At 58.4% G+C, this 22,001-nt stretch carries 22 protein-coding genes; 13 read left to right on the top strand and 9 right to left on the bottom strand.

The features are described from left to right. Window positions 1-316: 316 nt before the first annotated feature. Both C2E15_RS11845 and pabB read right to left on the bottom strand, forming a co-directional pair. On the bottom strand, window positions 317-889 hold the full coding sequence (locus C2E15_RS11845) for a CoA pyrophosphatase (protein WP_104957546.1): 573 nt from the start codon (window positions 887-889) through the stop codon (window positions 317-319). Further along, a complete protein-coding gene (gene pabB / locus C2E15_RS11840) occupies window positions 879-2,261 on the bottom strand; it encodes an aminodeoxychorismate synthase component 1 (RefSeq protein ID WP_104957545.1) in 1,383 nt (460 codons plus the stop codon). Before pabB ends, C2E15_RS11845 begins: the two co-directional genes overlap by 11 nt. A 103-nt stretch (window positions 2,262-2,364) precedes the next feature. Here pabB and C2E15_RS11835 point away from each other — a divergent pair, with 103 nt between their 5' ends. Next, window positions 2,365-2,547 (top strand): YoaH family protein, encoded by a 183-nt coding sequence (locus C2E15_RS11835; RefSeq protein ID WP_104957544.1) that lies wholly within the window; start codon window positions 2,365-2,367, stop codon window positions 2,545-2,547. Here C2E15_RS11835 and C2E15_RS11830 read toward each other — a convergent pair whose 3' ends face one another. After that, the gene (locus C2E15_RS11830) at window positions 2,548-2,901 is read right to left on the bottom strand and encodes a RidA family protein (RefSeq protein WP_104957543.1); all 354 of its coding nucleotides are present in this window, start codon (window positions 2,899-2,901) and stop codon (window positions 2,548-2,550) included. It abuts the gene before it with no gap. Between the two features lie 131 nt (window positions 2,902-3,032). Between C2E15_RS11830 and yoaA the strand changes: the two genes are divergently transcribed. From yoaA to rnd, 5 genes are all read left to right on the top strand, one after another. Beyond that, window positions 3,033-4,943 carry a DNA repair helicase YoaA gene (gene yoaA / locus C2E15_RS11825; RefSeq protein ID WP_104957542.1) on the top strand — a complete coding sequence of 637 codons (1,911 nt, stop codon included), beginning with the start codon at window positions 3,033-3,035 and terminating at the stop codon, window positions 4,941-4,943. A gap of 57 nt (window positions 4,944-5,000) precedes the next feature. After that, window positions 5,001-5,702 carry a tRNA (adenosine(37)-N6)-threonylcarbamoyltransferase complex dimerization subunit type 1 TsaB gene (gene tsaB / locus C2E15_RS11820; protein ID WP_104959162.1) on the top strand — a complete coding sequence of 234 codons (702 nt, stop codon included), beginning with the start codon at window positions 5,001-5,003 and terminating at the stop codon, window positions 5,700-5,702. 58 nt (window positions 5,703-5,760) lie between these two features. Continuing rightward, window positions 5,761-6,351: a Slp family lipoprotein gene (locus tag C2E15_RS11815; RefSeq protein WP_104957541.1), complete on the top strand. Its 591-nt coding sequence runs from the start codon at window positions 5,761-5,763 to the stop codon at window positions 6,349-6,351. A gap of 201 nt (window positions 6,352-6,552) precedes the next feature. Further along, entirely contained in the window at window positions 6,553-8,232 is a 1,680-nt protein-coding gene (gene fadD, locus C2E15_RS11810; RefSeq protein WP_146108547.1) for a long-chain-fatty-acid--CoA ligase FadD, read from the top strand. Window positions 8,233-8,342: 110 nt separating this feature from the next. Further along, window positions 8,343-9,470 (top strand): ribonuclease D, encoded by a 1,128-nt coding sequence (rnd, locus tag C2E15_RS11805; RefSeq protein ID WP_104959161.1) that lies wholly within the window; start codon window positions 8,343-8,345, stop codon window positions 9,468-9,470. 55 nt (window positions 9,471-9,525) lie between these two features. Here rnd and minE read toward each other — a convergent pair whose 3' ends face one another. The 3 genes from minE to minC are packed head-to-tail and all read right to left on the bottom strand — an operon-like array spanning window position 9,526 to window position 11,350. Beyond that, the gene (minE, locus tag C2E15_RS11800; protein ID WP_038625795.1) at window positions 9,526-9,795 is read right to left on the bottom strand and encodes a cell division topological specificity factor MinE; all 270 of its coding nucleotides are present in this window, start codon (window positions 9,793-9,795) and stop codon (window positions 9,526-9,528) included. A gap of 3 nt (window positions 9,796-9,798) precedes the next feature. Then, window positions 9,799-10,611 carry a septum site-determining protein MinD gene (gene minD, locus C2E15_RS11795; RefSeq protein WP_104957539.1) on the bottom strand — a complete coding sequence of 271 codons (813 nt, stop codon included), beginning with the start codon at window positions 10,609-10,611 and terminating at the stop codon, window positions 9,799-9,801. 31 nt (window positions 10,612-10,642) lie between these two features. Beyond that, complete coding sequence (gene minC / locus C2E15_RS11790) at window positions 10,643-11,350, bottom strand: septum site-determining protein MinC (protein WP_104957538.1); 708 nt, start codon at window positions 11,348-11,350, stop codon at window positions 10,643-10,645. A gap of 160 nt (window positions 11,351-11,510) precedes the next feature. Between minC and C2E15_RS11785 the strand changes: the two genes are divergently transcribed. The 4 genes from C2E15_RS11785 (at window position 11,511) to C2E15_RS11770 (ending at window position 14,179) form a co-directional block, all read left to right on the top strand. Next, entirely contained in the window at window positions 11,511-11,786 is a 276-nt protein-coding gene (locus tag C2E15_RS11785) for a YcgL domain-containing protein (protein WP_104957537.1), read from the top strand. Window positions 11,787-11,871: 85 nt separating this feature from the next. Beyond that, a complete protein-coding gene (locus C2E15_RS11780; RefSeq protein ID WP_104957536.1) occupies window positions 11,872-12,966 on the top strand; it encodes a lytic murein transglycosylase in 1,095 nt (364 codons plus the stop codon). A gap of 46 nt (window positions 12,967-13,012) precedes the next feature. After that, window positions 13,013-13,672 carry a fumarylacetoacetate hydrolase family protein gene (locus C2E15_RS11775; protein WP_104957535.1) on the top strand — a complete coding sequence of 220 codons (660 nt, stop codon included), beginning with the start codon at window positions 13,013-13,015 and terminating at the stop codon, window positions 13,670-13,672. A gap of 60 nt (window positions 13,673-13,732) precedes the next feature. Beyond that, window positions 13,733-14,179, top strand: a complete 447-nt coding sequence (locus C2E15_RS11770; RefSeq protein ID WP_104957534.1) for a YcgN family cysteine cluster protein — start codon at window positions 13,733-13,735, stop codon at window positions 14,177-14,179. Between the two features lie 138 nt (window positions 14,180-14,317). On the opposite strand, the gene dsbB is transcribed toward C2E15_RS11770, so the two are convergent. Both dsbB and nhaB read right to left on the bottom strand, forming a co-directional pair. Next, on the bottom strand, window positions 14,318-14,848 hold the full coding sequence (gene dsbB / locus C2E15_RS11765; RefSeq protein ID WP_104957533.1) for a disulfide bond formation protein DsbB: 531 nt from the start codon (window positions 14,846-14,848) through the stop codon (window positions 14,318-14,320). 104 nt (window positions 14,849-14,952) lie between these two features. Beyond that, the gene (nhaB, locus tag C2E15_RS11760; RefSeq protein ID WP_104957532.1) at window positions 14,953-16,500 is read right to left on the bottom strand and encodes a sodium/proton antiporter NhaB; all 1,548 of its coding nucleotides are present in this window, start codon (window positions 16,498-16,500) and stop codon (window positions 14,953-14,955) included. 216 nt (window positions 16,501-16,716) lie between these two features. Between nhaB and fadR the strand changes: the two genes are divergently transcribed. Next, entirely contained in the window at window positions 16,717-17,430 is a 714-nt protein-coding gene (gene fadR, locus C2E15_RS11755; protein WP_104957531.1) for a fatty acid metabolism transcriptional regulator FadR, read from the top strand. A gap of 131 nt (window positions 17,431-17,561) precedes the next feature. Here fadR and C2E15_RS11750 read toward each other — a convergent pair whose 3' ends face one another. After that, a complete protein-coding gene (locus C2E15_RS11750) occupies window positions 17,562-19,097 on the bottom strand; it encodes a SpoVR family protein (RefSeq protein ID WP_104957530.1) in 1,536 nt (511 codons plus the stop codon). A gap of 507 nt (window positions 19,098-19,604) precedes the next feature. Here C2E15_RS11750 and C2E15_RS11745 point away from each other — a divergent pair. Both C2E15_RS11745 and dadX read left to right on the top strand, forming a co-directional pair. Continuing rightward, window positions 19,605-20,909 (top strand): D-amino acid dehydrogenase, encoded by a 1,305-nt coding sequence (locus C2E15_RS11745; RefSeq protein ID WP_104957529.1) that lies wholly within the window; start codon window positions 19,605-19,607, stop codon window positions 20,907-20,909. 19 nt (window positions 20,910-20,928) lie between these two features. After that, entirely contained in the window at window positions 20,929-21,999 is a 1,071-nt protein-coding gene (gene dadX, locus C2E15_RS11740; protein WP_104957528.1) for a catabolic alanine racemase DadX, read from the top strand. Window positions 22,000-22,001 lie beyond the last annotated feature (2 nt).

Below are 22,001 nucleotides of genomic sequence, written 5' to 3'. Positions count from 1 at the left end.
GTTAACTTCGCAGCAAAATATGCACTGCGTATAGTAATCATCCTGGTGGTTAAAAAATCATCTTTTCGCATGAAATAAACTAATTAGTGCGGCTAAAAAATCTTATTCCGGGCCGTCAAATCCGCGGGCTGATACAGTAAGCGGCGTATCTCTGCCCTGAAGCAAATTTATGCGAAACGGCGCCGGTGGCCTGCCTGCCGCCCGGCGCGCCAAATATAACTACTTTGGCGTAATAGGGAAGTGATTTGGATCGCTTACTGAAGAATATTTAGTGAAATATCACGGAAAGGCGGCTTTTTGCACAACTTTAATTTGGTTATCTGCTAACCAGTTCCGGCATCACCTGCAGGCTGAGCTGACGAATAATGCCCGCCGTCATGCCCCAGACGAAATAGTCCTGATACCAGGAGAGCCAGACCCGGTGATGCAGGCCGCCGCGATGAATATCCAGCGGCGCATAGCGCGACAGGCGCAGCGCCTCTTCCAGCGGCATCTCAAAGATGGCGTCGACCTCATCGGCGTTCGGTGTCCAGGGTAAATCGGGCGGGATCAGGCCGACCACCGGGGTCACCTGAAAGCCGGTGCTGCTGCTGACCGCCGGCAGCGTACCGATGATGCGCACATCCTGCGGACGCAGGCCAATCTCTTCGTGCGCCTCGCGCAGGGCGGTGACCTGTAGCGAGGCATCGGTATCGTCGCGCATGCCGCCGGGAAAGGCGACCTGACCGGCATGCTTGCGCAACAGGGGCGAGCGGCGCGTCAGCAGCAGTCCCGGCTGTTGACGCGCCACCACCGGCACCAGTACCGCCGCCTGACGGCGTGCCGGCTGGGGCGCTTCGGCCGCGGGCGGCTGTAGCAGAAAGCGGGTGAGGAAGCGATCAAGCGTCATTGGCGGGCTCACTCTGCGTGTCGTTTTCCAGCAGCGGCAAAATACGACGCAGCTTATGCAGCGTCTCCTGATACTCCAGATCCGCCTCGCTGTCCGCCACAATGCCGCCGCCGGCGGCGCAGTAAAGCTGGCCCCGTTCCGCAATCAGTGTGCGAATGGTGATGCTGCTGTCCATACGTCCGCAGCAGCTCAGATAGCCAATACTACCGCACCAGGCGTTGCGACGTTGTGGCTCCAGCGTTTCGATAATCTCCATGGCGCGGACCTTGGGCGCGCCGGTAATCGATCCGCCGGGGAAGCAGGCGCGCAGCAGATCGCAGGCGCTCAGCCCCGCCTTCAGCCGCGCGCGGATGGTGCTGACCAGGTGATGCACGGCGGGAAACTGCTCGACGACAAACAGCTCCGGCACGCTGACGCTACCGGGCACCGCGACGCGGCCAATATCATTACGCAGCAGATCGACGATCATCAGATTTTCCGCGCGATCTTTTTCCGAATTCGCCAGCCGGAGCGCCTGCTGGCGATCCGCGCCGGCCTCCTCCAGCCGCGGCAGGGTGCCCTTGATCGGACGGGTTTCAATCACACCGTCGCGTAAAGAAAGAAAACGCTCCGGCGAGAGGCTCAGCACGGCGCTCTCTGGCAGCCGTAAAAAGGCGCTAAAGGGGGCGCGGTTGCTTTGGTTAAGGCGCAGAAACGCCTGCCATTCATCGCCCGCGTAAGCCGCCTGGAAGCGTTGCGCCAGATTAACCTGATAGCAGTCGCCCGCCTGCAGCCACGCCTGCACACGATCGAAACGCGCCCGGTACGCTTCCTGCGTCATATTTGATCGCCAACGGCTGGTGAGGCGGAAAGGGCCGGTTTCGCGCGCGGGCAGGCTCTCAAGCCAGCGCAGCCGCGCGCCGTCCGGCTGGTGATCGACCAGCGTCAGCGTTTGCCGCTGATGATCGGCAATCAGCGCCCAGTCATAAATGCCTGTCGCCATGTCCGGGGTAGTGAGATCGGCGGTGGCCTGCTGCGGCAGGCGCTCAAAGCGGCGGCCCAGGTCATAGCCGAACAGGCCGAGCGCGCCCCCCTGAAACGGCAGATCATCGCGCGACGGCGCGGCGGGCAGCAGCTGACTCAGCTCGCTGTTCAGCAGCGTCAGCGGATCGGCCGTGGATTCAGTGACGCTGTCACCTTTAATGAGGCGTGTGATCGCCCCGCGCGTCTCCAGCGTAGCGAGCGGATCGGCCACCATAATATCGAAGCGGCTGTCGGGATGATCGGCGAAAGCGGAGCTGAGCAGCATTGCCCACGGCAAATGCGCCACGCGTTGAAATAAGCCCGAAAGCGCGTCGGGCGTATAGGGTAAAGCATGGTAAACTACGGGCATCACTCTCTACGGCGTCGATAATGAACAAACGGCAAGCCTGGCATATTTTGCCGGCGCTGGCATCTGTTTGTTTGCCGCCTTTTTATGATGAACAGGAGCCAGAATGTTTACAGGTTTACCGGCGTTGAGCCACGAGCAGCAGCAGCAGGCAGTGGAGCGTATTCAACAGCTTATGGCGGACGGCATGAGCAGCGGCGAGGCGATTACGCTGGTGGCGCAGGAGATCCGCCAGTCGCATACTGGCGGACATATCGCAGCGCGCTTCGAGGATGAAGACGAGGCGTGATCAGGCCGGGTTCAGCGCGGCGATGATTTTAATTTCCACTTTATATTTCGGGTTCATCAGGCCGGCCTGCACGGTGCAGCGCACCGGCGCATTGCCGGGCGAGACCCAGGCATCCCACGCGCGGTTCATGGCGGGGAAATCCGCCTTATCAACGAGAAAAATAGTGGCGTCGAGGATGCGGCTCTTATCTGAACCGACGCGCGTCAGCAGTTTGTCAATCACCGCCAGCGCATTCGCCGTTTGCGCTTCGGCATCTTCATCCAGGTTTTCCGGGACGCTGGTGTAATAAACGGTATCGTTGTGGATCACTGCCTCTGACATGCGGTGTTCAGGATCGATACGGGTAACAGACATAGCGAGCTTCCTTATTCCATTTTTTAAACGCCGTTAGCCTGGCACAGTTAGCCCTGCGCTGTCATCTGTTGTAGAGACCGCGTGGGAATGCTGACATAATCAGGCCGTTTTAACGCGACCAGTGAGGATATGTGGCAGACGATTTTGCAGCTGATGGCGCTCTGGCGCAGGCAATACCCGGCTTCCGGCCGCGCGAAGCGCAGCAGCAGATGGCGGCGGCGGTCGCGCAGGCGATAGAACAGCGCAGCGAACTGGTGGTGGAGGCGGGCACCGGCACGGGAAAAACCTATGCCTATCTGGCACCCGTGCTGCGCGCCGGTAAAAAAGCGATCATTTCCACCGGTTCGAAGGCGCTTCAGGATCAGCTCTATAGCCGCGATCTGCCGGGCGTGGCGCGGGCGCTGGATTACAAAGGCAAAACCGCGCTACTGAAAGGGCGCACCAACTACCTGTGTCTTGAGCGTCTGGAGCAGCAGGCGATGACCGGCGGCGAGCTGACCGTACAGACCCTTAGCGATCTGGTCTATCTGCGCAGCTGGGCCAGCGAAACGCGGGACGGTGATATCAGCAGCTGCGACGGCGTAGCGGAAGACAGCGCCATCTGGCCGCTGGTCACCAGCACCAATGACAACTGCCTGGGGAACGACTGCCCGCTCTATAAAGAGTGCTTTGTGGTGAAAGCGCGCCGCCGGGCGATGGACGCCGATGTCGTGGTGGTCAACCACCATCTGTTTCTGGCGGATATGGTGGTGAAAGAGAGCGGCTTCGCCGAACTGATCCCGGAAGCGGACGTGATGATCTTCGATGAAGCGCATCAGGTGCCGGATATCGCCAGTCAATATTTTGGCCAGCAGCTCACCAGCCGTCAGCTGCTGGATCTGGCGAAGGATATCACCATTGCCTACCGCACCGAGGTGCGCGACGTGCAGCAGCTGCAAAAATCGGCCGACCGGCTGGCGCAGAGCGCGCAGGATTTTCGCCTGGCGCTGGGCGAGCCCGGTTTTCGCGGTAATCTGCGCGAAGTGCTGGCCGACCGCGACGTACAGCGGTCGCTGACGCTGTTGGATGATGCGCTGGAACTCTGTTACGACGTGGCGAAGATGTCGCTGGGGCGTTCGGCGCTGCTGGACGCCGCCTTCGATCGCGCTTCGCTCTATCGCAGCCGCCTGAAGCGTCTGAAGAATATCGGCGAACCGGGCTTCAGCTACTGGTATGAGTGCAGCTCGCGCCATTTCGTGCTGGCGCTAACGCCGCTGTCAGTATCCGAGCGCTTCCGCGAAGTGATGGATGAGCGTCCCGCCGCCTGGGTGTTCACCTCCGCCACGCTGGCGGTGAATGAACAGATGACCCACTTTATGGACCGGCTTGGGGTGCATAAAGCACAGAGCATGATCCTTACCAGTCCCTTCGACTATGCGCGCCAGGCGCTGCTTTGCGTGCCGCGCGATCTGCCGTCGCCTAACCAACCCGGCGGCGCGCGTCAGCTGGCGCGGCGTCTGCTGCCGCTGATAGAAGCCAACAATGGCCGCTGCTTTTTCCTCTGTACCTCTCATCAGATGATGCGCGCGCTGGCGGAGGAGTTCCGCGCCAGCCTGACGCTGCCGGTGCTGCTGCAGGGTGAAACCGGCAAGGCGCAGCTGCTGAAGCAGTTTGTCGACGCGGGCAACGCGCTGCTGGTGGCGACCAGCAGCTTCTGGGAAGGAGTGGACGTGCGCGGCGACGCGCTCTCGCTGGTGATTATCGATAAGCTGCCGTTCACCTCGCCGGACGATCCGCTGCTGAAGGCGCGCATGGAAGATTGCCGGCTGCGCGGCGGCGATCCCTTTGACGAAGTGCAGCTGCCGGATGCGGTGATCACCCTGAAGCAAGGGGTGGGCCGTTTGATCCGCGACGTGGACGATCGCGGCGTGCTGGTGATTTGCGATAACCGGCTGGTGATGCGCCCCTACGGCGCGGTGTTCCTTAACAGCCTGCCGCCGACGCCGCGCACCCGCGATCTGCAGCAGGCGGCGCGCTTTCTGCATCAGCCCGATAATGAGTAATTCCCTTCAGGCTGTGCTAAGATGCGCGCCGAAAAAATTTTCTCGCCCGAGGTTGTCATGTCCGCGCGAATTTTAGCTCTTGATACGGCGACCGAAGCCTGTTCGGTCGCCCTGTTGCTGGACGGCGTCGTCGACGCCCATTTTGAACTCTGCGCGCGTGAGCATACCCAGCGCATTCTGCCGCTGGTGGAAGAGATGCTGACGCGCCATCAGCTGGCGTTGACCCAGCTGGATGCACTGGCGTTTGGCCGCGGCCCCGGTAGCTTTACCGGCGTCCGCATTGGCATCGGCATCGCGCAGGGGCTTGCCTTCGGCGCTAGTCTGCCGCTGCTGGGCGTTTCCACTCTGATGACCATGGCCGAGGCCGCCTGGCAGCGCCACGGCGTCACGCGTGTGCTGGCGGCAATCGACGCGCGCATGGGCGAAGTCTACTGGGCGGAATACCAGCGCGCGGAAGATGGCCAGTGGCACGGCGAAGAAAGCGAGGCGGTGCTGAAGCCGGAGGCGGCGCTGGCGCGTATGCAGCAGTTGTCAGGCGAATGGACCACCGTCGGCACCGGCTGGCAGGCCTGGCCGAACCTGACGGCGGAAAGCCCGCTGACGCTGCTGGCAAGCGAAGTAACGCTGCCGACCGCAGAGGCGATGCTGCCGCTGGCGCAGCAGCTCTGGCAGCAGGGTAAATCGCTGCCGCCAGAGCAGGCGGAACCGACCTATCTGCGTAATGAAGTGACATGGAAAAAATTGCCGGGCCGCGTTTAGCTGGCGGCAACTTATTTATTGGGTAATAGTCTAATCTGGCAGGTTGCTGGAGAAAGCTATGCGTAAAAATCTGATAAATGCGTCAGCCATGCTGTTGACGGCGTTATTGCTGGGCGGCTGCGTAAGCGTACCTGATTCGGTGAAGGGCCGTTCCGCCATGCCGCAGCAGGATCTGCTGCGCGTGATGAACGCGCCACAGCTTTATGTCGGTCAGGAGGCCCGCTTCGGCGGCAAAGTGGTGAAGGTGACAAACCTTAACGGCCGTACGCGGCTTGAAATTGCCACGCAACCGCTGGATGAGAGCGCGCGGCCCCGGCTGGGCGCCGCCTCCGTCGGCCGCATCTGGGCGGACGTCAACGGGTTTATCGACCCGGTTGACGTCACCAACCAGATGGTGACGGTGGTCGGCACCATTAAAGGCAGCGAAAAAGGGGAGATCGGCAAGGCCAGCTACACCTTTGTGGTGGTGGATGTCACCGGTTACCAGCGCTGGCGCGTTCAGCAGCAGGTAATGATGCCGACGCAACCGATCGATCCCTGGATCTGGTATGGACCGACGCGGCATCATCCGGGCTACTGGGGCCCGAATCCCTGGATGGGTTATTACAATTCCGGTCCCGCGCAGGTGCAGACGATCCTCACCGAATAAGCGCGGCGGCAGTTGTTGACGGCCCGGCCACAGACCTGTGACCGGGCCGTTTCGTTTTAGCGGTAATAAAAATTTAGTGATGGGCTTCGCAGCCTGAAATCAGTGAACCAGACATACTGGTACAATGAGTTAAAATATTGTTAACGGTTGTGCAACGCTGAGGCTGCGATGGCGAATAAATATGATTTCCGAGGTGAATCCTTGAATAAGGTCTGGCTGAACCGTTACCCCGCCGATGTTCCGGCCGAGATCGATGCCGATCGCTATACGTCGCTTATCGATCTGTTTGAACAGGCGGCCCAGCGTTATGCCGATCGTCCCGCGTTTACCAATATGGGACAGTCGATGAGTTTCCGTACGCTGGAGCAGCGTAGCCGGGCTTTTGCCGCCTATCTCCAGCACCAGCTGGGGCTGAGCAAAGGCGATCGCGTCGCGATTATGATGCCCAATCTGCTGCAGTATCCGGTGGCGCTGTTTGGCGTGCTGCGCGCCGGCATGGTGGTGGTCAACGTTAATCCGCTCTATACCCCGCGCGAGCTGGAGCATCAGCTCAACGACAGCGGCGCCAAAGCGATCGTTATTGTCTCCAACTTCGCCCACACGCTGGAAAAGGTCGTGGCGAAGACGCCGGTCAAACATGTGATTCTTACGCGCCTGGGCGACCAGCTCTCACCTGCGAAAGCCACGCTGGTTAACTTCGTGGTGAAATATATCAAACGTCTGGTGCCGAAATATAATCTGCCGGACGCGGTCTCTTTCCGCAGCGTGCTGCAGCGGGGCGCGCAGCTTGGCTATATCAGGCCCGATCTCGTCAACGAGGATCTTGCTTTTCTGCAGTATACCGGCGGCACCACCGGCATCGCCAAAGGGGCGATGCTGACGCACCGCAATATGCAGGCCAACCTGGAGCAGACCAAAGCCACCTATGGTTCGCTGCTACGCGACGGGAAAGAGCTGGTGGTAACGGCGCTGCCGCTCTATCATATCTTCGCGCTAACGGTGAACTGCCTGCTGTTTATCGAGCTGGGCGGCCAGAATCTGCTGATCACTAATCCACGCGATATCTCCGGCTTCGTGAAGGAGCTGGGAAAATATCCCTTTACCGCCATTACCGGCGTCAACACGCTGTTTAACGCGCTGCTGAACGACAAGCAGTTCCAGCAGCTCGATTTCTCCACGCTGCGCCTTTCGGCCGGCGGCGGGATGTCGGTACAAAAGGCGGTGGCGGAGCGCTGGGAAAAACTGACCGGCCACTATCTGCTGGAGGGCTATGGGCTGACCGAGTGTTCGCCGTTGGTCTCGGTCAACCCGTACGATATCACCTGTCATAACGGCAGCATCGGCCTGCCGGTGCCGTCGACCGATATCAAACTGGTGGACGATAACGGCCATGAGGTGGCGGAAGGGCAGCCGGGCGAACTTTGCATTAAGGGCCCGCAGGTGATGACCGGCTACTGGCAGCGTCCTGACGCCACTGATGAGGTGTTGAAGCAGGGCTGGCTCTACAGCGGCGATATTGTGACCGTCGATGAAGAGGGCTTTTTGCGCATCGTCGATCGTAAAAAAGATATGATTCTGGTTTCCGGTTTCAATGTCTACCCCAACGAAATTGAGGATGTGGTGATGCAGCATCCGAAAGTGCGCGAGGCGGCGGCGATCGGCGTTCCCAGCGATCTTTCCGGCGAGGCGGTCAAAATCTGCATCGTGAAAAAAGACGCCACGCTGACCAAAGAAGAGCTGATCGCCCACTGCCGTCGTCATCTGACCGGCTACAAGGTGCCAAAGATTGTCGAATTCCGCGAGGAGCTGCCGAAAACCAACGTCGGTAAGATTCTGCGCCGCGCTCTGCGCGACGAGATAAGCAAAGCGCCTGCCGCCTGACGGCGCGGACTGTGTTAGAATGTTGATGAAAACGCCGGAGAATCCGGCGTTTTTATTGTCATTCACTAAAGCATCAGCGACGCATGTTCCGCTGCCAAGAGAGCAAGGATTTGAATTACACCTACATCACCACCAACGAAGCGCTGCAAGCCTGCTGTGAGGCGGCGCGCCAGCATCGCGCTATCGCGCTCGATACTGAATTTGTCCGTACCCGCACCTACTACCCGCAGCTGGGCCTGCTGCAAATTTACGATGGCGAGCAGATCTCTCTGGTCGATCCGTTGACCATTACCGCCTGGCAGCCGCTGATCGCACTGCTGAGCGACAGCAGCATCACCAAATTCCTGCACGCCGGCAGCGAAGATCTTGAGGTCTTTCTGCATAGTTTCGGCGTGCTGCCGACGCCATTGATCGATACCCAGATCCTGGCAGCGTTCAGCGGCCGTCCGCTGTCGATGGGCTTTGCGGCGATGGTGGAGAACTTTACCGGCGAAGTGCTGGATAAAAGCGAATCGCGCACCGATTGGCTGGCGCGTCCGCTCTCCGCACGGCAATGCGAATATGCCGCGGCGGATGTCTTCTGGCTACTGCCGATCGCCCATACGCTGATGGACGAAACGGCCGCCGCCGGCCAGCTGGAGGCAGCGCGCAGCGAATGTTTGCTGCTGTGCCAGCGCCGCACCGATATTCTGCAGCCGGAAGAGGCGTATCGCGAAATTGGCAACGCTTCGCTGCTGCGTCCGCGTCAACTGGCGGCGCTGCAGCGCCTGGCCGCCTGGCGTCTGAAGCTGGCGCGCGAGAAGAATATGGCGGTCAACTTCGTGGTGCGTGAGGAGAACCTGTGGAAGGTGGCACGCTACCTGCCGGGCACGCTGGGTGAGCTGGATCACTTAGGGCTGAGCGGCCATGAAATTCGTTTCCACGGCAAAACGCTGCTGGATATGGTAAGCGCGGCTAATGCCCTGCCGGAAGAGGCGCTGCCACTGGCGCTGATGAATATCAATGAGCATCCGCTGTATAAAAAAGCGTTTAAGGCGCTGAAGGCGGTGGTGCAGGCGGTCAGCGAGCGCAGCGGGCTTAGCACCGAACTGCTGGCGTCACGTCGCCAAATCAATCAGCTGTTAAGCTGGCACTGGCAGATCAAACCGCGCGAGCGGCTGCCTGAACTGGTAAGCGGCTGGCGTGGCGAGCTAATGGAGCAGGATATCAAGCAGGTGCTGGCTGACTATCCGCAATAGTCAGCAAAAAAGTTTCCCCTGCGTAAGGCAGGGGAAGGTCAGAAACAGGAAAACGTCATTTCGCAGCTTCTTCCATTTCCGGCAGCGTCACGTTGAGTTCCAGTATCGAGATATCATCGCCGCGCTGATCGAGCTGAACGGTCACCATTTCCGGATCGATCTTCACATATTTGCAAATCACTTCCAGAATGTCGCGCTTCAGCTGTGGCAGATAGTGGGGCTCGCTATCGCCCCTCCTGCGTTCTGCTACGATAATCTGCAGCCTTTCCTTGGCGATGTTGGCGGTGTTCTTTTTACGGGATAAAAAGAAGTCGAGTAAGGCCATGGTTTATCCCCCGAACAGACGTTTCAGGAATCCCTTCTTCTCTTCTTCAATGAAGCGGAAGGGGCGTTCTTCACCGAGCAGCCGGTCAACGGTGTCGGCGTAGGCTTTGCCCGCGTCGGATTCTTTATCCAGAATCACGGGTTCACCCTGGTTGGAAGCGCGCAGCACCGACTGATCTTCCGGAATCACGCCGACCAGCGGGATACGCAGAATTTCCAGCACATCTTCCATGCTTAGCATGTCGCCGCGGCTGACACGGCCAGGATTGTAGCGCGTCAGCAGCAGATGTTCTTTTACCGGTTCCTGTCCGTTTTCCGCGCGACGCGATTTTGAGGCGATAATGCCCAGAATACGGTCGGAGTCACGTACGGACGACACTTCCGGGTTAGTGGTGATCACCGCTTCGTCAGCGAAATAGAGCGCCATCAGCGCGCCGGTCTCAATGCCCGCCGGCGAGTCGCACAGGACGAAGTCGAACCCCATCGTGTTTAATTCATTCAGGATTTTTTCAACGCCTTCACGGGTCAGGGCGTCTTTATCACGGGTTTGCGAAGCAGGCAGGATATAGAGGTTTTCTGTTCGTTTGTCTTTAATCAGTGCCTGATTCAGCGTGGCGTCGCCCTGGATCACGTTGACGAAGTCATACACCACGCGCCTTTCACAGCCCATAATCAGATCGAGATTACGCAGACCGATATCGAAATCGATCACGACGGTTTTTTTCCCTTTCTGTGCCAGACCGGTTGCGATGGCCGCGCTTGACGTGGTCTTGCCAACGCCCCCTTTGCCGGATGTAACTACAATAATGCGTGCCATATATAAGAATTCCTTATAAAGAAAAAGGGGCCTAATTCAATGTCTGTATAGTCAGCGCGCCATCCTTCAGGCTAAGACGCGCTGCTTTTGCAAAATATTCCGCGGGGATCTGATCCATCAGCCAGTATTCCCCGGCGATAGAAACCAACTCCGCAGAGAGGCTGGTGCAAAATATCTGGCAGTCGCGATCGCCGCTGGCGCCAGCCAGCGCACGTCCGCGCATCATGCCGTAAATATGGATATTGCCATCGGCAACCAGCTCGGCGCCGGCGCTGACGCTATTGGTGACGATCAGATCGGCGTTGCGTGCGTAGATCTGCTGGCCCGAACGCACCGGCGTCGTCACCAGCCGGGTTTTCGTCACCACATTTTCCGGCACCGGCACCGGCGCAGGCGCCGCTACCGGCTCAGGCTCGGGACTTTTCTTTTGTTCTTTACCTTCGGACAAAATCGGCAGGCCGGCGCGCGCGATCATGCGCTTCAGCGCCTCATCTTTGCAGCCGCTAACGCCTACAATGCGTAAGCCCGTAGAAGCAATAGCCTGCTGCATCTGCTTCCAGTTCACGTCGCCATCCAGGGCGGCTACGTTCAGAACCACGGGCGCATTTTTGAGAAAGGCAGGTGCCTGGTCAATTTTGTCCTGAAGCGCCTGACGTACCACATCGGGATGCGTGTGGTGTAAATGAACAACAGACAGAGTAAAACTACTGCCTTTAAACTCTATTGGCGTTTGCGACATCTGTCCTGACTCAGTCCTGTTATGTCTAAACCCGACCAAATTATGCCTGATTTAGCCAGCGCGTAATCAAGGCGGGACATTATTCCTAACCACTGCAAGCATGTTATAGTTACTGCTATATTCAGGCAAGCCACCACCCCGGTTAATTCGAGTAAAAAATATGTTTTGTGTGATCTACAGAAGTCCGCTGCGTGACCAGACTTATCTTTATGTTGAAAAAAAAGACGATTTCTCCCGCGTGCCGCAGGAACTGCTGCGCGGTTTCGGCAGACCGCAGCTGGCGATGGTGTTAACCCTTGAACGCACTAAGAAACTGGCCAACGCCGACATCGAAAAAGTGAAACAGGCGCTCCAGGATCAGGGTTATTATTTGCAGCTTCCGCCGCCGCCGGAAGATCTGTTGAAAATACATCTCGGAAAAGGCGATCCGGTTTAATTCAGATTCATCTGTAAAATAAAACGTCGCTGAATAAATCTTCAATTTAATTCCCGCTGGACCCAATGATTAATAAGGAACTGGTATGAAGCTGAATGCTCTGAATGCGACGTTGATTTCAATAATGCTGGCGGGATGCGCCAGCAAAAATAGCGTCTCGTCAGCGCCGCCGGCAAATTCGCCCGCCGCGCCGGCCGCCGCCGCGCAGTCGGGCGGCGGTTTCCTTAAGCCGGCAGCGGGCAACAACACGCTGGCGGCGCAGGGACGCGATCCGGCGGAATTCCCCGCCTACGTCGAGCAGTTAAAGGCACGGGCGCGCGCGCAGGGTATCGACGCGCAGACCATTGACAGCGCCTTCGCCGATATTCATTTCGTCGATCGGGTGATTAAATCGGATCGCAATCAGCCGGAGCAGAAGATCACGCTGGATGATTACCTGGCGCGCGTGCTGACCGCGAAAAAAATCGCGCTGGGCCGCAGCCGCCTTCAGGAACATCAAAGCGAGCTGATGGCGGCCAGCCAGCAGTATGGCGTGCCGCCGCAATATATCGTTGCCCTGTGGGGAATGGAGAGCAACTTTGGGCAGCTGCAGGGCCGCGAAGATATTATTTCCGCGCTCGCCACCCTGGCTTTCGAGGGCCGCCGCGAAACGTTCTTCACGAATGAGCTGATCGCCGCGTTGAAGATGATTCAGCAGGGCCATATCACTGCGCCGGAGATGAAAGGCTCCTGGGCGGGGGCGATGGGGCAAAACCAGTTTATGCCCAGCTCCTATCTCAACTACGGCGCTGACGGCGACGGCGACGGTAAAATCGATATCTGGCGCAATACCCGCGACGTATTCGCCTCGACGGCTAACTATCTGGCAAAAGAGGGCTGGCACGCCGACCAAAGTTGGGGCCAGGAGGCGGTGCTGCCGGTCGATTTCGACGCCAGTCTGGCGGGCACGAAAACGCAGCAGGCGAAAACCGTCGGCGAATGGGAGAAGCTCGGCGTACGGCTGACGGAGGGCGCCACGCTGCCCGATACCAAACAGCGCGCCTGGATCATTCTGCCGGACGATGTCGGCGGCCGTGCCTTTATGGTGTATGACAACTTCCGCACCATCATGCGCTGGAACCGCTCTTATTACTTCGCCATCAGCATCGGCAAAATGGCGGATGCCGTGGCGCAACAGTAGCAATCGGCGCCGGGTCGGCGCTGTCACTCTCAGCAAGGGGAAAAGCATGTACCAACATCGTAACTGGCAGGGCGCGTTGTTAGATTTTCCGGTAAGTAAGGTTGTCTGCGTCGGCAGCAACTACGCGAAGCATATTAAAGAGATGGGCAGCGCGACGCCGCAGGAACCGGTGATTTTTATTAAGCCGGAAACGGCGCTCTGCGACCTGCGTCAGCCGCTGTCGATTCCGCAGGATCTCGGCGCCGTGCATCATGAAGTGGAGATGGCGGTGCTGATCGGCGCCACGCTGAAGCAGGCCAGCGAGGCGCACGTGGCGCAGGCGATTGCCGGTTACGGCGTCGCGCTCGATTTGACGCTGCGCGATATCCAGGCTGGCCTGAAGAAAGCGGGGCAGCCGTGGGAAAAAGCCAAAGGCTTTGACAATTCCTGCCCGCTCTCCGGTTTTATTCCGGCTAACCAGTTTGCCGGCGATCCGCAGCAGAGCGAGCTGAAGCTGCTGATCAACGGCGAGCTGCGCCAGCAGGGCAGCACGGCGGATATGATAACGCCGATCCTGCCGCTGATCGCCTACATGAGCAAATATTTCACCCTGCGCGCCGGCGACGTGATCCTGACCGGCACGCCGGAAGGGGTAGGCCCGTTGCACGCCGGCGATACGCTGGAGGTGTCGCTGGCGGGCCACGGCATCAGTACACGCGTGCTGTGACACTTGCATCTGAAGCCTGGACTGTTTATAAGGTGCGCTTTTGCTTAACCGGACATCACAATGACTGATACCCCTTTCTGGCAGGCGAAAAGCCTGGAACAAATGAGTGATGAGGAATGGGAATCCTTGTGCGACGGTTGCGGTCAGTGCTGCCTGAATAAGTTGCAGGACGCCGATACCGATGAAATCTATTTCACCAACGTCGCCTGCAACCAGCTGAACATCAAAACCTGCCAGTGCCGCAACTACGAGCGCCGCTTCGAGTATGAAGAGGATTGCATTAAGCTGACGCGCGAAAACCTGCCGACCTTCTCCTGGCTGCCGCCCAGCTGCGCCTATCGCCTGCTGGCGGAAGGTAAAGGCCTGCCGGTATGGCATCCGCTACGCAGCGGATCGAAAGCGGCAATGCATGCTGCGCGTATTTCGGTACGTCATATTGCGGTGCGGGAAAGCGAGGTCAGAGACTGGGAAGATCACATTATTAACCGGCCGGAGTGGAAGGTCTGATCGCGCAGCCGGCGAAGAGGCCGCAGCCGCAGAACACTGTTGCCGCGCCGCCGGTTAAGCTTTAGCGGACGTCGCGGAAAGCCCGCGCCGGCGGTTAAGGTTTTGTGGCCGGAGCGCGCTCCCGCTCCGGCCGGCTAATCAGCGGCTAAAAAGATCGCGGCGCTTGGGTTTAAACGGCTGAGCCACCAGCACCAGCAGCGCCACGAGCAAATAGGCGGCGAAAATCACCATCAGCCACTGCGGCATCCCCAGCGTCAGGAACGACCAGACGCGCTCCGAGCAGTCGCCGGTTGCGACAAATACGGCTGGCAGCCACTTGTCCAGCGGCAGCCAGTCGGGAAAACGGGCGGCGAAATCGCAGGTGACGAAAGGATTCGGGTGCAGCTGAATCATCGTATGCTGATAGGAGAGACGCAGCCCCTCCCAGGCGCTGTAGATCCAGATCGCCAGCGCCGCATAGCGCAGCGGCGTTCTCGGCGCGATCGCGCCCACCAGCCCGGCCCCCATCACGCCAAACAGCGCGCAGCGTTCATAAATACACATCACGCAGGGCTTTAGCATCATCACGTGCTGAAACCACAGCGCGACCATTTCAAGCGCAAACGCAGTTAACGCCATTAACAGCCAGGCGCCTCGTCCTTTTGAGCATTGGTTCAGGTATCGCAACATAAATCTTTCCATATGATTAGCGTTGAATCGGCAGTGTAAAGCAAAACGTTTTCGCTGCCAGCCACGGCAGCGAAAAAACAGCGCTAAAAAGCATCGGCTTTCGCTTAGCTGCCGGGCAGGGTCGTCAGGCTAAGCCAGCCGTGCTGCGTAAACCACAGCGTCATCGGCTCCAGAGCGTACATAATGCAGAACAGCCCCACCAGCGACAGCACCAACGTGTAGGGCAGCGCCATCCACACCATCCGACCGTAAGAGAGGCGGATCAGCGGCGCCAGCGCCGAGGTCAGCATAAACAGAAACGCCGCCTGGCCGTTAGGTGTCGCCACCGAAGGGAGGTTGGTGCCGGTATTGGTCGCCACCGCCAGCAGCTCAAACTGCTGCAGAGTGATTGCGCCGCTGGTAAAGGCGTGCTTCGCTTCATTGATATAAACGGTGCCGACAAAAACGTTATCCGAGATGGAAGAGAGCAGGCCATTAAAGACATAAAACCAGGTCAGCTGCATGCCCGGCTCCGCCTGCAGCACGAAGTGGATCAGCGGGCTGAAGAGATCCTGCTGCACGATCACCGCCACGATGGCGAAAAAGACTGCCAGCAGCGCGGTAAAAGGCAGCGCTTCGGAGAAGGCGCGGCCAATGACATGCTCATCGGTTACGCCGCACAGCGAGGTGGCGAGAATAATTACCGACAGGCCAATCAGCCCCACCTCCGCCAGGTGCAGCGCCAGCGCGGCGATCAGCCAGACGGCGATAATGCCCTGGATCCAGAGGTTGAGTCGCTCCTGGCGGGTACGCTTCTGCTGCGATTCGCGATCGTATGCCATTAACACCTGACGCACTTTTTCCGGCAGCGGCTCGCCATAGCCGAACAGGCGAAAGCGCTCCAGCAGCACGCAGGTGAGCAGGCCGCACACCAGAACCGGCACCGTCACCGGCGCCATGCGCAGGAAGAAGCCGGCAAAATCCCAGCCGGCCGCCTTGGCGATAATCAGGTTCTGCGGCTCACCGACCATGGTCATCACGCCGCCCAGCGCCGTACCCACGCCCGCCTGCATCATCAGGCTACGCAGAAAAGAACGAAATTTATCCAGCGTCTCGCGATGCGCCTCCTCGCCGGCCGGCCCGGCCGCCGCGTCGCCCTCAGAGAGTACACGATGATAAATATCGTAAAAACCGGTCGCCACGCTCAGCACCACCGCCACGACTGTCAGCGCATCCAGAAAGGCGGAGAGAAAAGCGGCGGCCATGCAAAAGGAGAGACCGAGCCACACCTTCGAGCGAATCGACAACAGCAGTCGGGTAAAGACGAACAGCAGCAGCTGACGCATAAAGTGGATGCCGGCAACCATAAAGATCAGCAACAGCAGTACTTCGAGATTGTTAGCCAGCTCCTGTTTGACCTGCTCCGCGCTCGCCATGCCGATCGCCACCGCCTCCAGCGCCAGCAGTCCGCCGGGCATCAGCGGGTAACATTTCAGCGCCATACCGAGAGTAAAAATAAACTCCGCTACCAGCAGCCAGCCGGCAAGAAAAGGGCTGACGAAAAAGAACAGCAGGGGATTGATTACCAGAAAGCCTAACAGCGTCAGCTTATACCAGTCGGGGGACTGCCCGAGAAAATTACGCGTCAGGGCGCGGCCGGCGGAAATATCCATATGTCACAGTATCCTCATGCAGGATGAAAAATTCAGAGGCAAAGGGTAAACGGCGCGTCCGGCGGTGGCAATGCGCTTGCTGCCGATCGGCCGGAGATTTCCTCGATATTTGCGCTGGGTTAAAGTTTTAAACGCAGCGAGGCTAGGTGATGCCTGGGGCCTCTGGTATGATGAGCTGCATATTGCCTAATGATGAAGCAACGAGAATATAACGCTATGGTTATAAAGGCGCAGAGCCCGGCCGGGTTCGCGGAAGAGTATATCATCGAGAGTATCTGGAACAGCCGTTTCCCGCCTGGATCTATCCTGCCCGCCGAGCGCGAGCTTTCTGAACTGATTGGCGTTACGCGCACTACGCTGCGTGAGGTACTGCAGCGTCTGGCGCGCGACGGCTGGCTGACAATTCAGCACGGTAAGCCGACACGCGTGAATAATTTCTGGGAAACCTCTGGCCTGAATATTCTGGAAACGCTGGCGCGCCTCGATCACGACAGCGTGCCGCAACTGATCGATAACCTGCTCTCCGTGCGCACCAATATCTCCTCGATTTTTATTCGTCGCGCCATTCGTCATTTTCCTGAGCAGGCGCGCGCGGTGCTGGAAAGCGTCGGCGAGGTCGAGGATCAGGCGGATGCCTATACCGAGCTGGATTACCGCGTTTTCCGCGGGCTGGCTTTCGCTTCCGGCAACCCGATTTACGGCTTGATCCTCAACGGCCTGAAAGGGCTTTATACCCGCGTTGGCCGCCACTACTTTTCCAATCCGGAAGCGCGCACGCTGGCATTACGCTTTTATCAGCAGCTGCTGGCCTTCTGCGACGGCACCGAGCCGGAAAATATCGTTGCCGCCGTGCGTGATTACGGCCGCCGTAGCGGCGAGATCTGGCACAGCATGCATCAAACCATGCCGGACGATCTGCAGCGTCGCTAGCGGATGGGGCGGCAATAAAAAGGCCGGGTAACGCTTCATGCCGGGCAATCTGCATCGCGTCGCCAATTGAGCAGACACCCTAAAAAAGGCCGGAAGTTATCCGGCCTTTTGCTTTTCCGCTGATGCCGCGGCTACAGGCTATTGGGGCGCGGTGGGCAGCGATCGAGGATCTCCACGCTGCCATCTTCATTCTGCTGCTCTAGATGGACGTCAAAGCCCCAGAGACGATGCACATGCTTCAGCACCTCACGGCGGCTTTTATCCAGCGGCGAGCGCTGGTGGGGCACATAGCGTAGCGTCAGAGAGCGATCGCCGCGCAGGTCGACATTGTAGATCTGGATATTCGGCTCCAGATTGCTCAGGTTATACTGCGCCGAGAGCTGCTGGCGAATAGCGCGATAGCCCGATTCATCATGGATCGCGGCGATTTCCAGATAGTTATTACGGTCATCGTCCATCACAGTGAACAGGCGGAAATCGCGCATCACCTTTGGCGACAGGAATTGGCTGATAAAACTTTCGTCCTTAAACTCGCGCATGGCGAAGTGCATCGTTTCCAGCCAGTCCGATCCGGCGATATCGGGGAACCAGTAGCGATCCTCTTCGGTCGGCGACTGGCAGATGCGCTTGATATCCTGGAACATGGCGAAACCGAGCGCATAGGGATTGATGCCGTTGTACCAGGGGCTGTTGTAGGCGGGCTGGAAAACCACGTTGGTGTGGCTGTGCAGAAACTCCAGCATAAAGCGCTCCGTCACTTTCCCCTCATCGTAGAGATGATTAAGGATGGTGTAGTGCCAGAATGTCGCCCAGCCTTCGTTCATCACCTGCGTCTGCTTCTGTGGATAGAAGTACTGGCTGACCTTACGCACGATACGCAGGATCTCACGCTGCCAGGGCTCCAGCAGCGGGGCGTTCTTCTCCATAAAGTAGAGTAAGTTTTCCTGCGGTTCAGAAGGGAAGCGCACTTTCTCCTGCTGCACTTCCTCTTTCTCCCGGCGCGGCAGGGTACGCCACAGCGTGTTGACCTGGCTTTGCAGATATTCTTCACGGCTCTTCTGCCGCGCTTTCTCCTCCTGCAGCGAAATCTTTTGCGGGCGCTTGTAGCGATCCACCCCATAGTTCATCAGCGCATGGCAAGAGTCGAGCAAGCGCTCCACCTCTTCTACGCCGTAGCGCTCTTCGCACTCGGCAATATAGTTTTTCGCAAACAGCAGGTAATCGATAATCGAGCTGGCATCGGTCCAGCTGCGGAACAGATAATTGTTTCTGAAGAAAGAGTTGTGCCCGTAGCAGGCGTGGGCGATCACCAGCGCCTGCATGGTGATGGTGTTTTCTTCCATCAGGTAGGCGATACAGGGGTTAGAGTTAATCACGATCTCATAGGCCAGCCCCTGCTGTCCGTGCTTGTAGCGCTGTTCGGTTTCGATGAATTTTTTGCCAAACGACCAGTGGGCGTAGTTGATCGGCATGCCGACGCTGGAGTAGGCGTCCATCATCTGCTCGGAGGTAATGACTTCAATTTGATGCGGGTAGGTCTCCAGACGGTAATGTTTCGCCACGCGATCGATTTCCGCCAGGTAGGTATCAAGTAGCTCAAAGGTCCAGTCGGGTCCGTCACTGAGTCGTTTGCTGTCCTTAACCGGATCGTCAAATATTGTCGCCATAGCGCACCCCTCGTTGATGAATCTGAACGTGCGGCATCAGCCGCGCAGATTCCTGTTGTTTAAGGCTCATCCCGAACAAGACAGCCCAAAAAACTGAGCGAACAGTGTTAATGATAGTTCACTGTTTTCCATCTGAATCCGGAATGCAATATGAAACTGCGATACAAAATAAAGCGGGGCGGAAAAAGGAGATTTTAAATAATGAATAATGCGATTAAATAACGCATCCATAGAATTTAATATCGTTTATCTCTTTTTTATATGGCGCTGATAATTTCTGCTGAGCGCCGCACAATTTCCCGTTAACCACGTCACTTACTGCTGAGATCTGCGTGAACACACTATTTTCCACCGAAATTACCGCGCCAGCTTGTTTTTAGTTACCGGTAAGGTAAAAAAGATGTGAAATATGTCACCGTTATGTAGGCGCGGATGCTGCAAAATTATCATCCGCCATAGTGGCCTGGATTCAGTATATTGTTCTTAATGGTTTGCCGCGGGGGAGTTATGCGAGTTGTCATTCTGGGAAGTGGAGTAGTCGGCGTCGCCAGCGCGTGGTATCTGGCGCAGGCAGGCCATGATGTCACCGTCGTCGATCGTCAGGCCGGGCCGGCGCAGGAAACCAGCGCCGCCAACGCCGGGCAGATCTCGCCGGGTTATGCGGCGCCCTGGGCGGCGCCGGGCGTGCCGCTTAAGGCGATGAAGTGGATGTTCCAGCGCCATGCGCCGCTGGCGATCCGTCTTGATGGCAGCCGCTTTCAGCTGGAGTGGATGTGGCAAATGCTGCGCAACTGCGATATCCGTCACTATCAGGAAAATAAAGGCCGCATGGTGCGCATTGCGGAATACAGTCGGGACTGTATCAAAGCGCTGCGCGAGCAGACTGGCATCAATTATGAAGGGCGCCAGGGCGGCACGTTGCAGCTGTTCCGCACCGCGCAGCAGTATGAAAGCGCCAGCAAGGATATCGCCGTACTGAAAGAGGCGGGCGTACCCTACGAGCTGCTGGAGGCGCATCAGCTTTCTCGCGTGGAGCCGGCGCTGGCAGCGACCCATCATAAGCTGACCGGCGGGCTGCGCTTGCCGAACGATGAAACCGGCGATTGCCAGCTGTTTACCCAGCGGCTGGCGGAGATGGCGGCGCAGGCGGGCGTCACTTTCCGCTTTAACACTCCAGTGGATCAGCTGCTGCGCGAGGGCAACCGCATTGTGGGCGTAAAGTGTGGCAATGAGGTGCTGACGGCGGACAGCTATGTGGTCGCCTTTGGCTCCTGGTCCACTGCGCTGCTCAAAGATATCGTATCGATTCCGGTCTATCCGCTGAAAGGCTACTCGCTGACCATTCCGCTGCGCGATGAGGCGGGCGCGCCGGTCTCTACCGTGCTGGATGAAACCTATAAGGTGGCGATTACCCGCTTCGATCAACGCATCCGCGTAGGCGGCATGGCGGAAATCGTCGGCTTTAATACCCGTCTGCTGCCGGCGCGGCGCGAAACGCTGGAGATGGTGGTGCGCGATCTCTATCCCCACGGCGGAGATATCGAGCAGGCCAGCTTCTGGACCGGCCTGCGCCCGATGACGCCGGACGGTACGCCGATCGTCGGCGCCACGCCGCTGAAGAATCTTTATCTCAATACCGGTCACGGTACGCTCGGTTGGACCATGGCGTGCGGTTCAGGGCAGCTGCTTTCTGATATTATCTCTGGCAAAAAGCCGGCTATCGCCGCAGATGACCTGTCCGTACTGCGTTATCTGCCTGGTTTTGCGCCGGTCACCCACCCGCAGTTGCATAACGCTAACGTTACAGGTTAACGAGTTACAAGGAGAGGTTATGTCACGTCCGATTGTCGCAACGATACATAGCGCTGCGTTGCGGCAAAACCTGGCGGTTGTTCGCCAGGCCGCGCCCGATTCTCGCGTCTGGTCCGTGGTAAAAGCCAATGGCTACGGCCACGGTCTCGATCGTATCTGGCAGCATCTTGCCGATACCGACGGCTTCGCCCTGTTAAATATTGAGGAGGCGATTTTGCTGCGCGAGCGCGGCTGGAAAAAACCGATCCTGCTGCTGGAAGGCTTTTTCCATCGCGATGAGCTGGCGCTGCTGGATCGCTATCGTCTGACCACCAGCGTCCACAGCAACTGGCAGATTAAGGCGATCGCCGAGGCGCAGCTGAGCGCGCCGCTGGATATCTACGTTAAGGTCAATACCGGTATGAACCGTCTGGGCTTTCTGCCGGAGCAGGTGCATAACGTCTGGCAGAAACTGCGTGCGCTGGAGAATGTCGGCGAAATGACGCTGATGACCCACTTCGCCGAGGCGGAAAGGGAAGAGGGCATCCTGGAGCCGATGAAACAGGTCGAGCGGGCGGCGGAAGGGCTAAACTGTCCGCGTTCGCTGTCCAACTCGGCGGCGACGCTGTGGCATCCTGAAGCGCATTTTGACTGGGTACGTCCCGGCATCGTGCTGTACGGCGCCTCGCCGAGCGGGCAGTGGCAGGATATCGCCGGCACCGGTCTGAAACCGGCCATGACCCTTACCAGCGACATTATCGCCGTTCAGCCGCTGAAAGCGGGAGCGGGCGTCGGGTACGGCTATCGTTATCATGCGCAGGCGGAACAGCGTATCGGCGTCGTCGCCTGCGGCTATGCCGATGGCTACCCGCGCCATGCGCCTACCGGCACGCCGGTGATGGTGGATGGCGTGCGCACGCATACCCTTGGCGCGGTCTCGATGGATATGCTGGTGGTTGATTTAACCCCCTGTCCGCAGGCGGGCATCGGCTCGAAGGTGGAGCTGTGGGGCGATCAGATTAAAATCGATGAGGTGGCCAGCAGCGCCGGCACCGTTGGCTATGAGCTGATGTGCGCGCTCGCGTCGCGGGTGCCGGTAGACGTGCAATAAGC

This window comes from Mixta gaviniae (assembly GCF_002953195.1).
Lineage (GTDB): Bacteria > Pseudomonadota > Gammaproteobacteria > Enterobacterales > Enterobacteriaceae > Mixta > Mixta gaviniae.
The sequence above is the reverse complement of the archived record's forward strand: the minus strand, read 5'-3'. Positions and strand labels throughout refer to the sequence as shown.

Excerpts from the sequence above, each read along its gene's own strand:
- C2E15_RS11845 (WP_104957546.1), bottom strand. The coding sequence starts at position 889 with ATGACGCTTGATCGCTTCCTCACCCGCTTTCTGCTACAGCCGCCCGCG.
- pabB (WP_104957545.1), bottom strand. The coding sequence starts at position 2,261 with ATGCCCGTAGTTTACCATGCTTTACCCTATACGCCCGACGCGCTTTCG.
- C2E15_RS11835 (WP_104957544.1), top strand. The coding sequence starts at position 2,365 with ATGTTTACAGGTTTACCGGCGTTGAGCCACGAGCAGCAGCAGCAGGCA.
- C2E15_RS11830 (WP_104957543.1), bottom strand. The coding sequence starts at position 2,901 with ATGTCTGTTACCCGTATCGATCCTGAACACCGCATGTCAGAGGCAGTG.
- tsaB (WP_104959162.1), top strand. The coding sequence starts at position 5,001 with ATGTCCGCGCGAATTTTAGCTCTTGATACGGCGACCGAAGCCTGTTCG.
- C2E15_RS11815 (WP_104957541.1), top strand. The coding sequence starts at position 5,761 with ATGCGTAAAAATCTGATAAATGCGTCAGCCATGCTGTTGACGGCGTTA.
- minE (WP_038625795.1), bottom strand. The coding sequence starts at position 9,795 with ATGGCCTTACTCGACTTCTTTTTATCCCGTAAAAAGAACACCGCCAAC.
- minD (WP_104957539.1), bottom strand. The coding sequence starts at position 10,611 with ATGGCACGCATTATTGTAGTTACATCCGGCAAAGGGGGCGTTGGCAAG.
- minC (WP_104957538.1), bottom strand. The coding sequence starts at position 11,350 with ATGTCGCAAACGCCAATAGAGTTTAAAGGCAGTAGTTTTACTCTGTCT.
- C2E15_RS11785 (WP_104957537.1), top strand. The coding sequence starts at position 11,511 with ATGTTTTGTGTGATCTACAGAAGTCCGCTGCGTGACCAGACTTATCTT.
- C2E15_RS11780 (WP_104957536.1), top strand. The coding sequence starts at position 11,872 with ATGAAGCTGAATGCTCTGAATGCGACGTTGATTTCAATAATGCTGGCG.
- C2E15_RS11775 (WP_104957535.1), top strand. The coding sequence starts at position 13,013 with ATGTACCAACATCGTAACTGGCAGGGCGCGTTGTTAGATTTTCCGGTA.
- C2E15_RS11770 (WP_104957534.1), top strand. The coding sequence starts at position 13,733 with ATGACTGATACCCCTTTCTGGCAGGCGAAAAGCCTGGAACAAATGAGT.
- dsbB (WP_104957533.1), bottom strand. The coding sequence starts at position 14,848 with ATGTTGCGATACCTGAACCAATGCTCAAAAGGACGAGGCGCCTGGCTG.
- nhaB (WP_104957532.1), bottom strand. The coding sequence starts at position 16,500 with ATGGATATTTCCGCCGGCCGCGCCCTGACGCGTAATTTTCTCGGGCAG.
- fadR (WP_104957531.1), top strand. The coding sequence starts at position 16,717 with ATGGTTATAAAGGCGCAGAGCCCGGCCGGGTTCGCGGAAGAGTATATC.
- C2E15_RS11750 (WP_104957530.1), bottom strand. The coding sequence starts at position 19,097 with ATGGCGACAATATTTGACGATCCGGTTAAGGACAGCAAACGACTCAGT.
- C2E15_RS11745 (WP_104957529.1), top strand. The coding sequence starts at position 19,605 with ATGCGAGTTGTCATTCTGGGAAGTGGAGTAGTCGGCGTCGCCAGCGCG.
- dadX (WP_104957528.1), top strand. The coding sequence starts at position 20,929 with ATGTCACGTCCGATTGTCGCAACGATACATAGCGCTGCGTTGCGGCAA.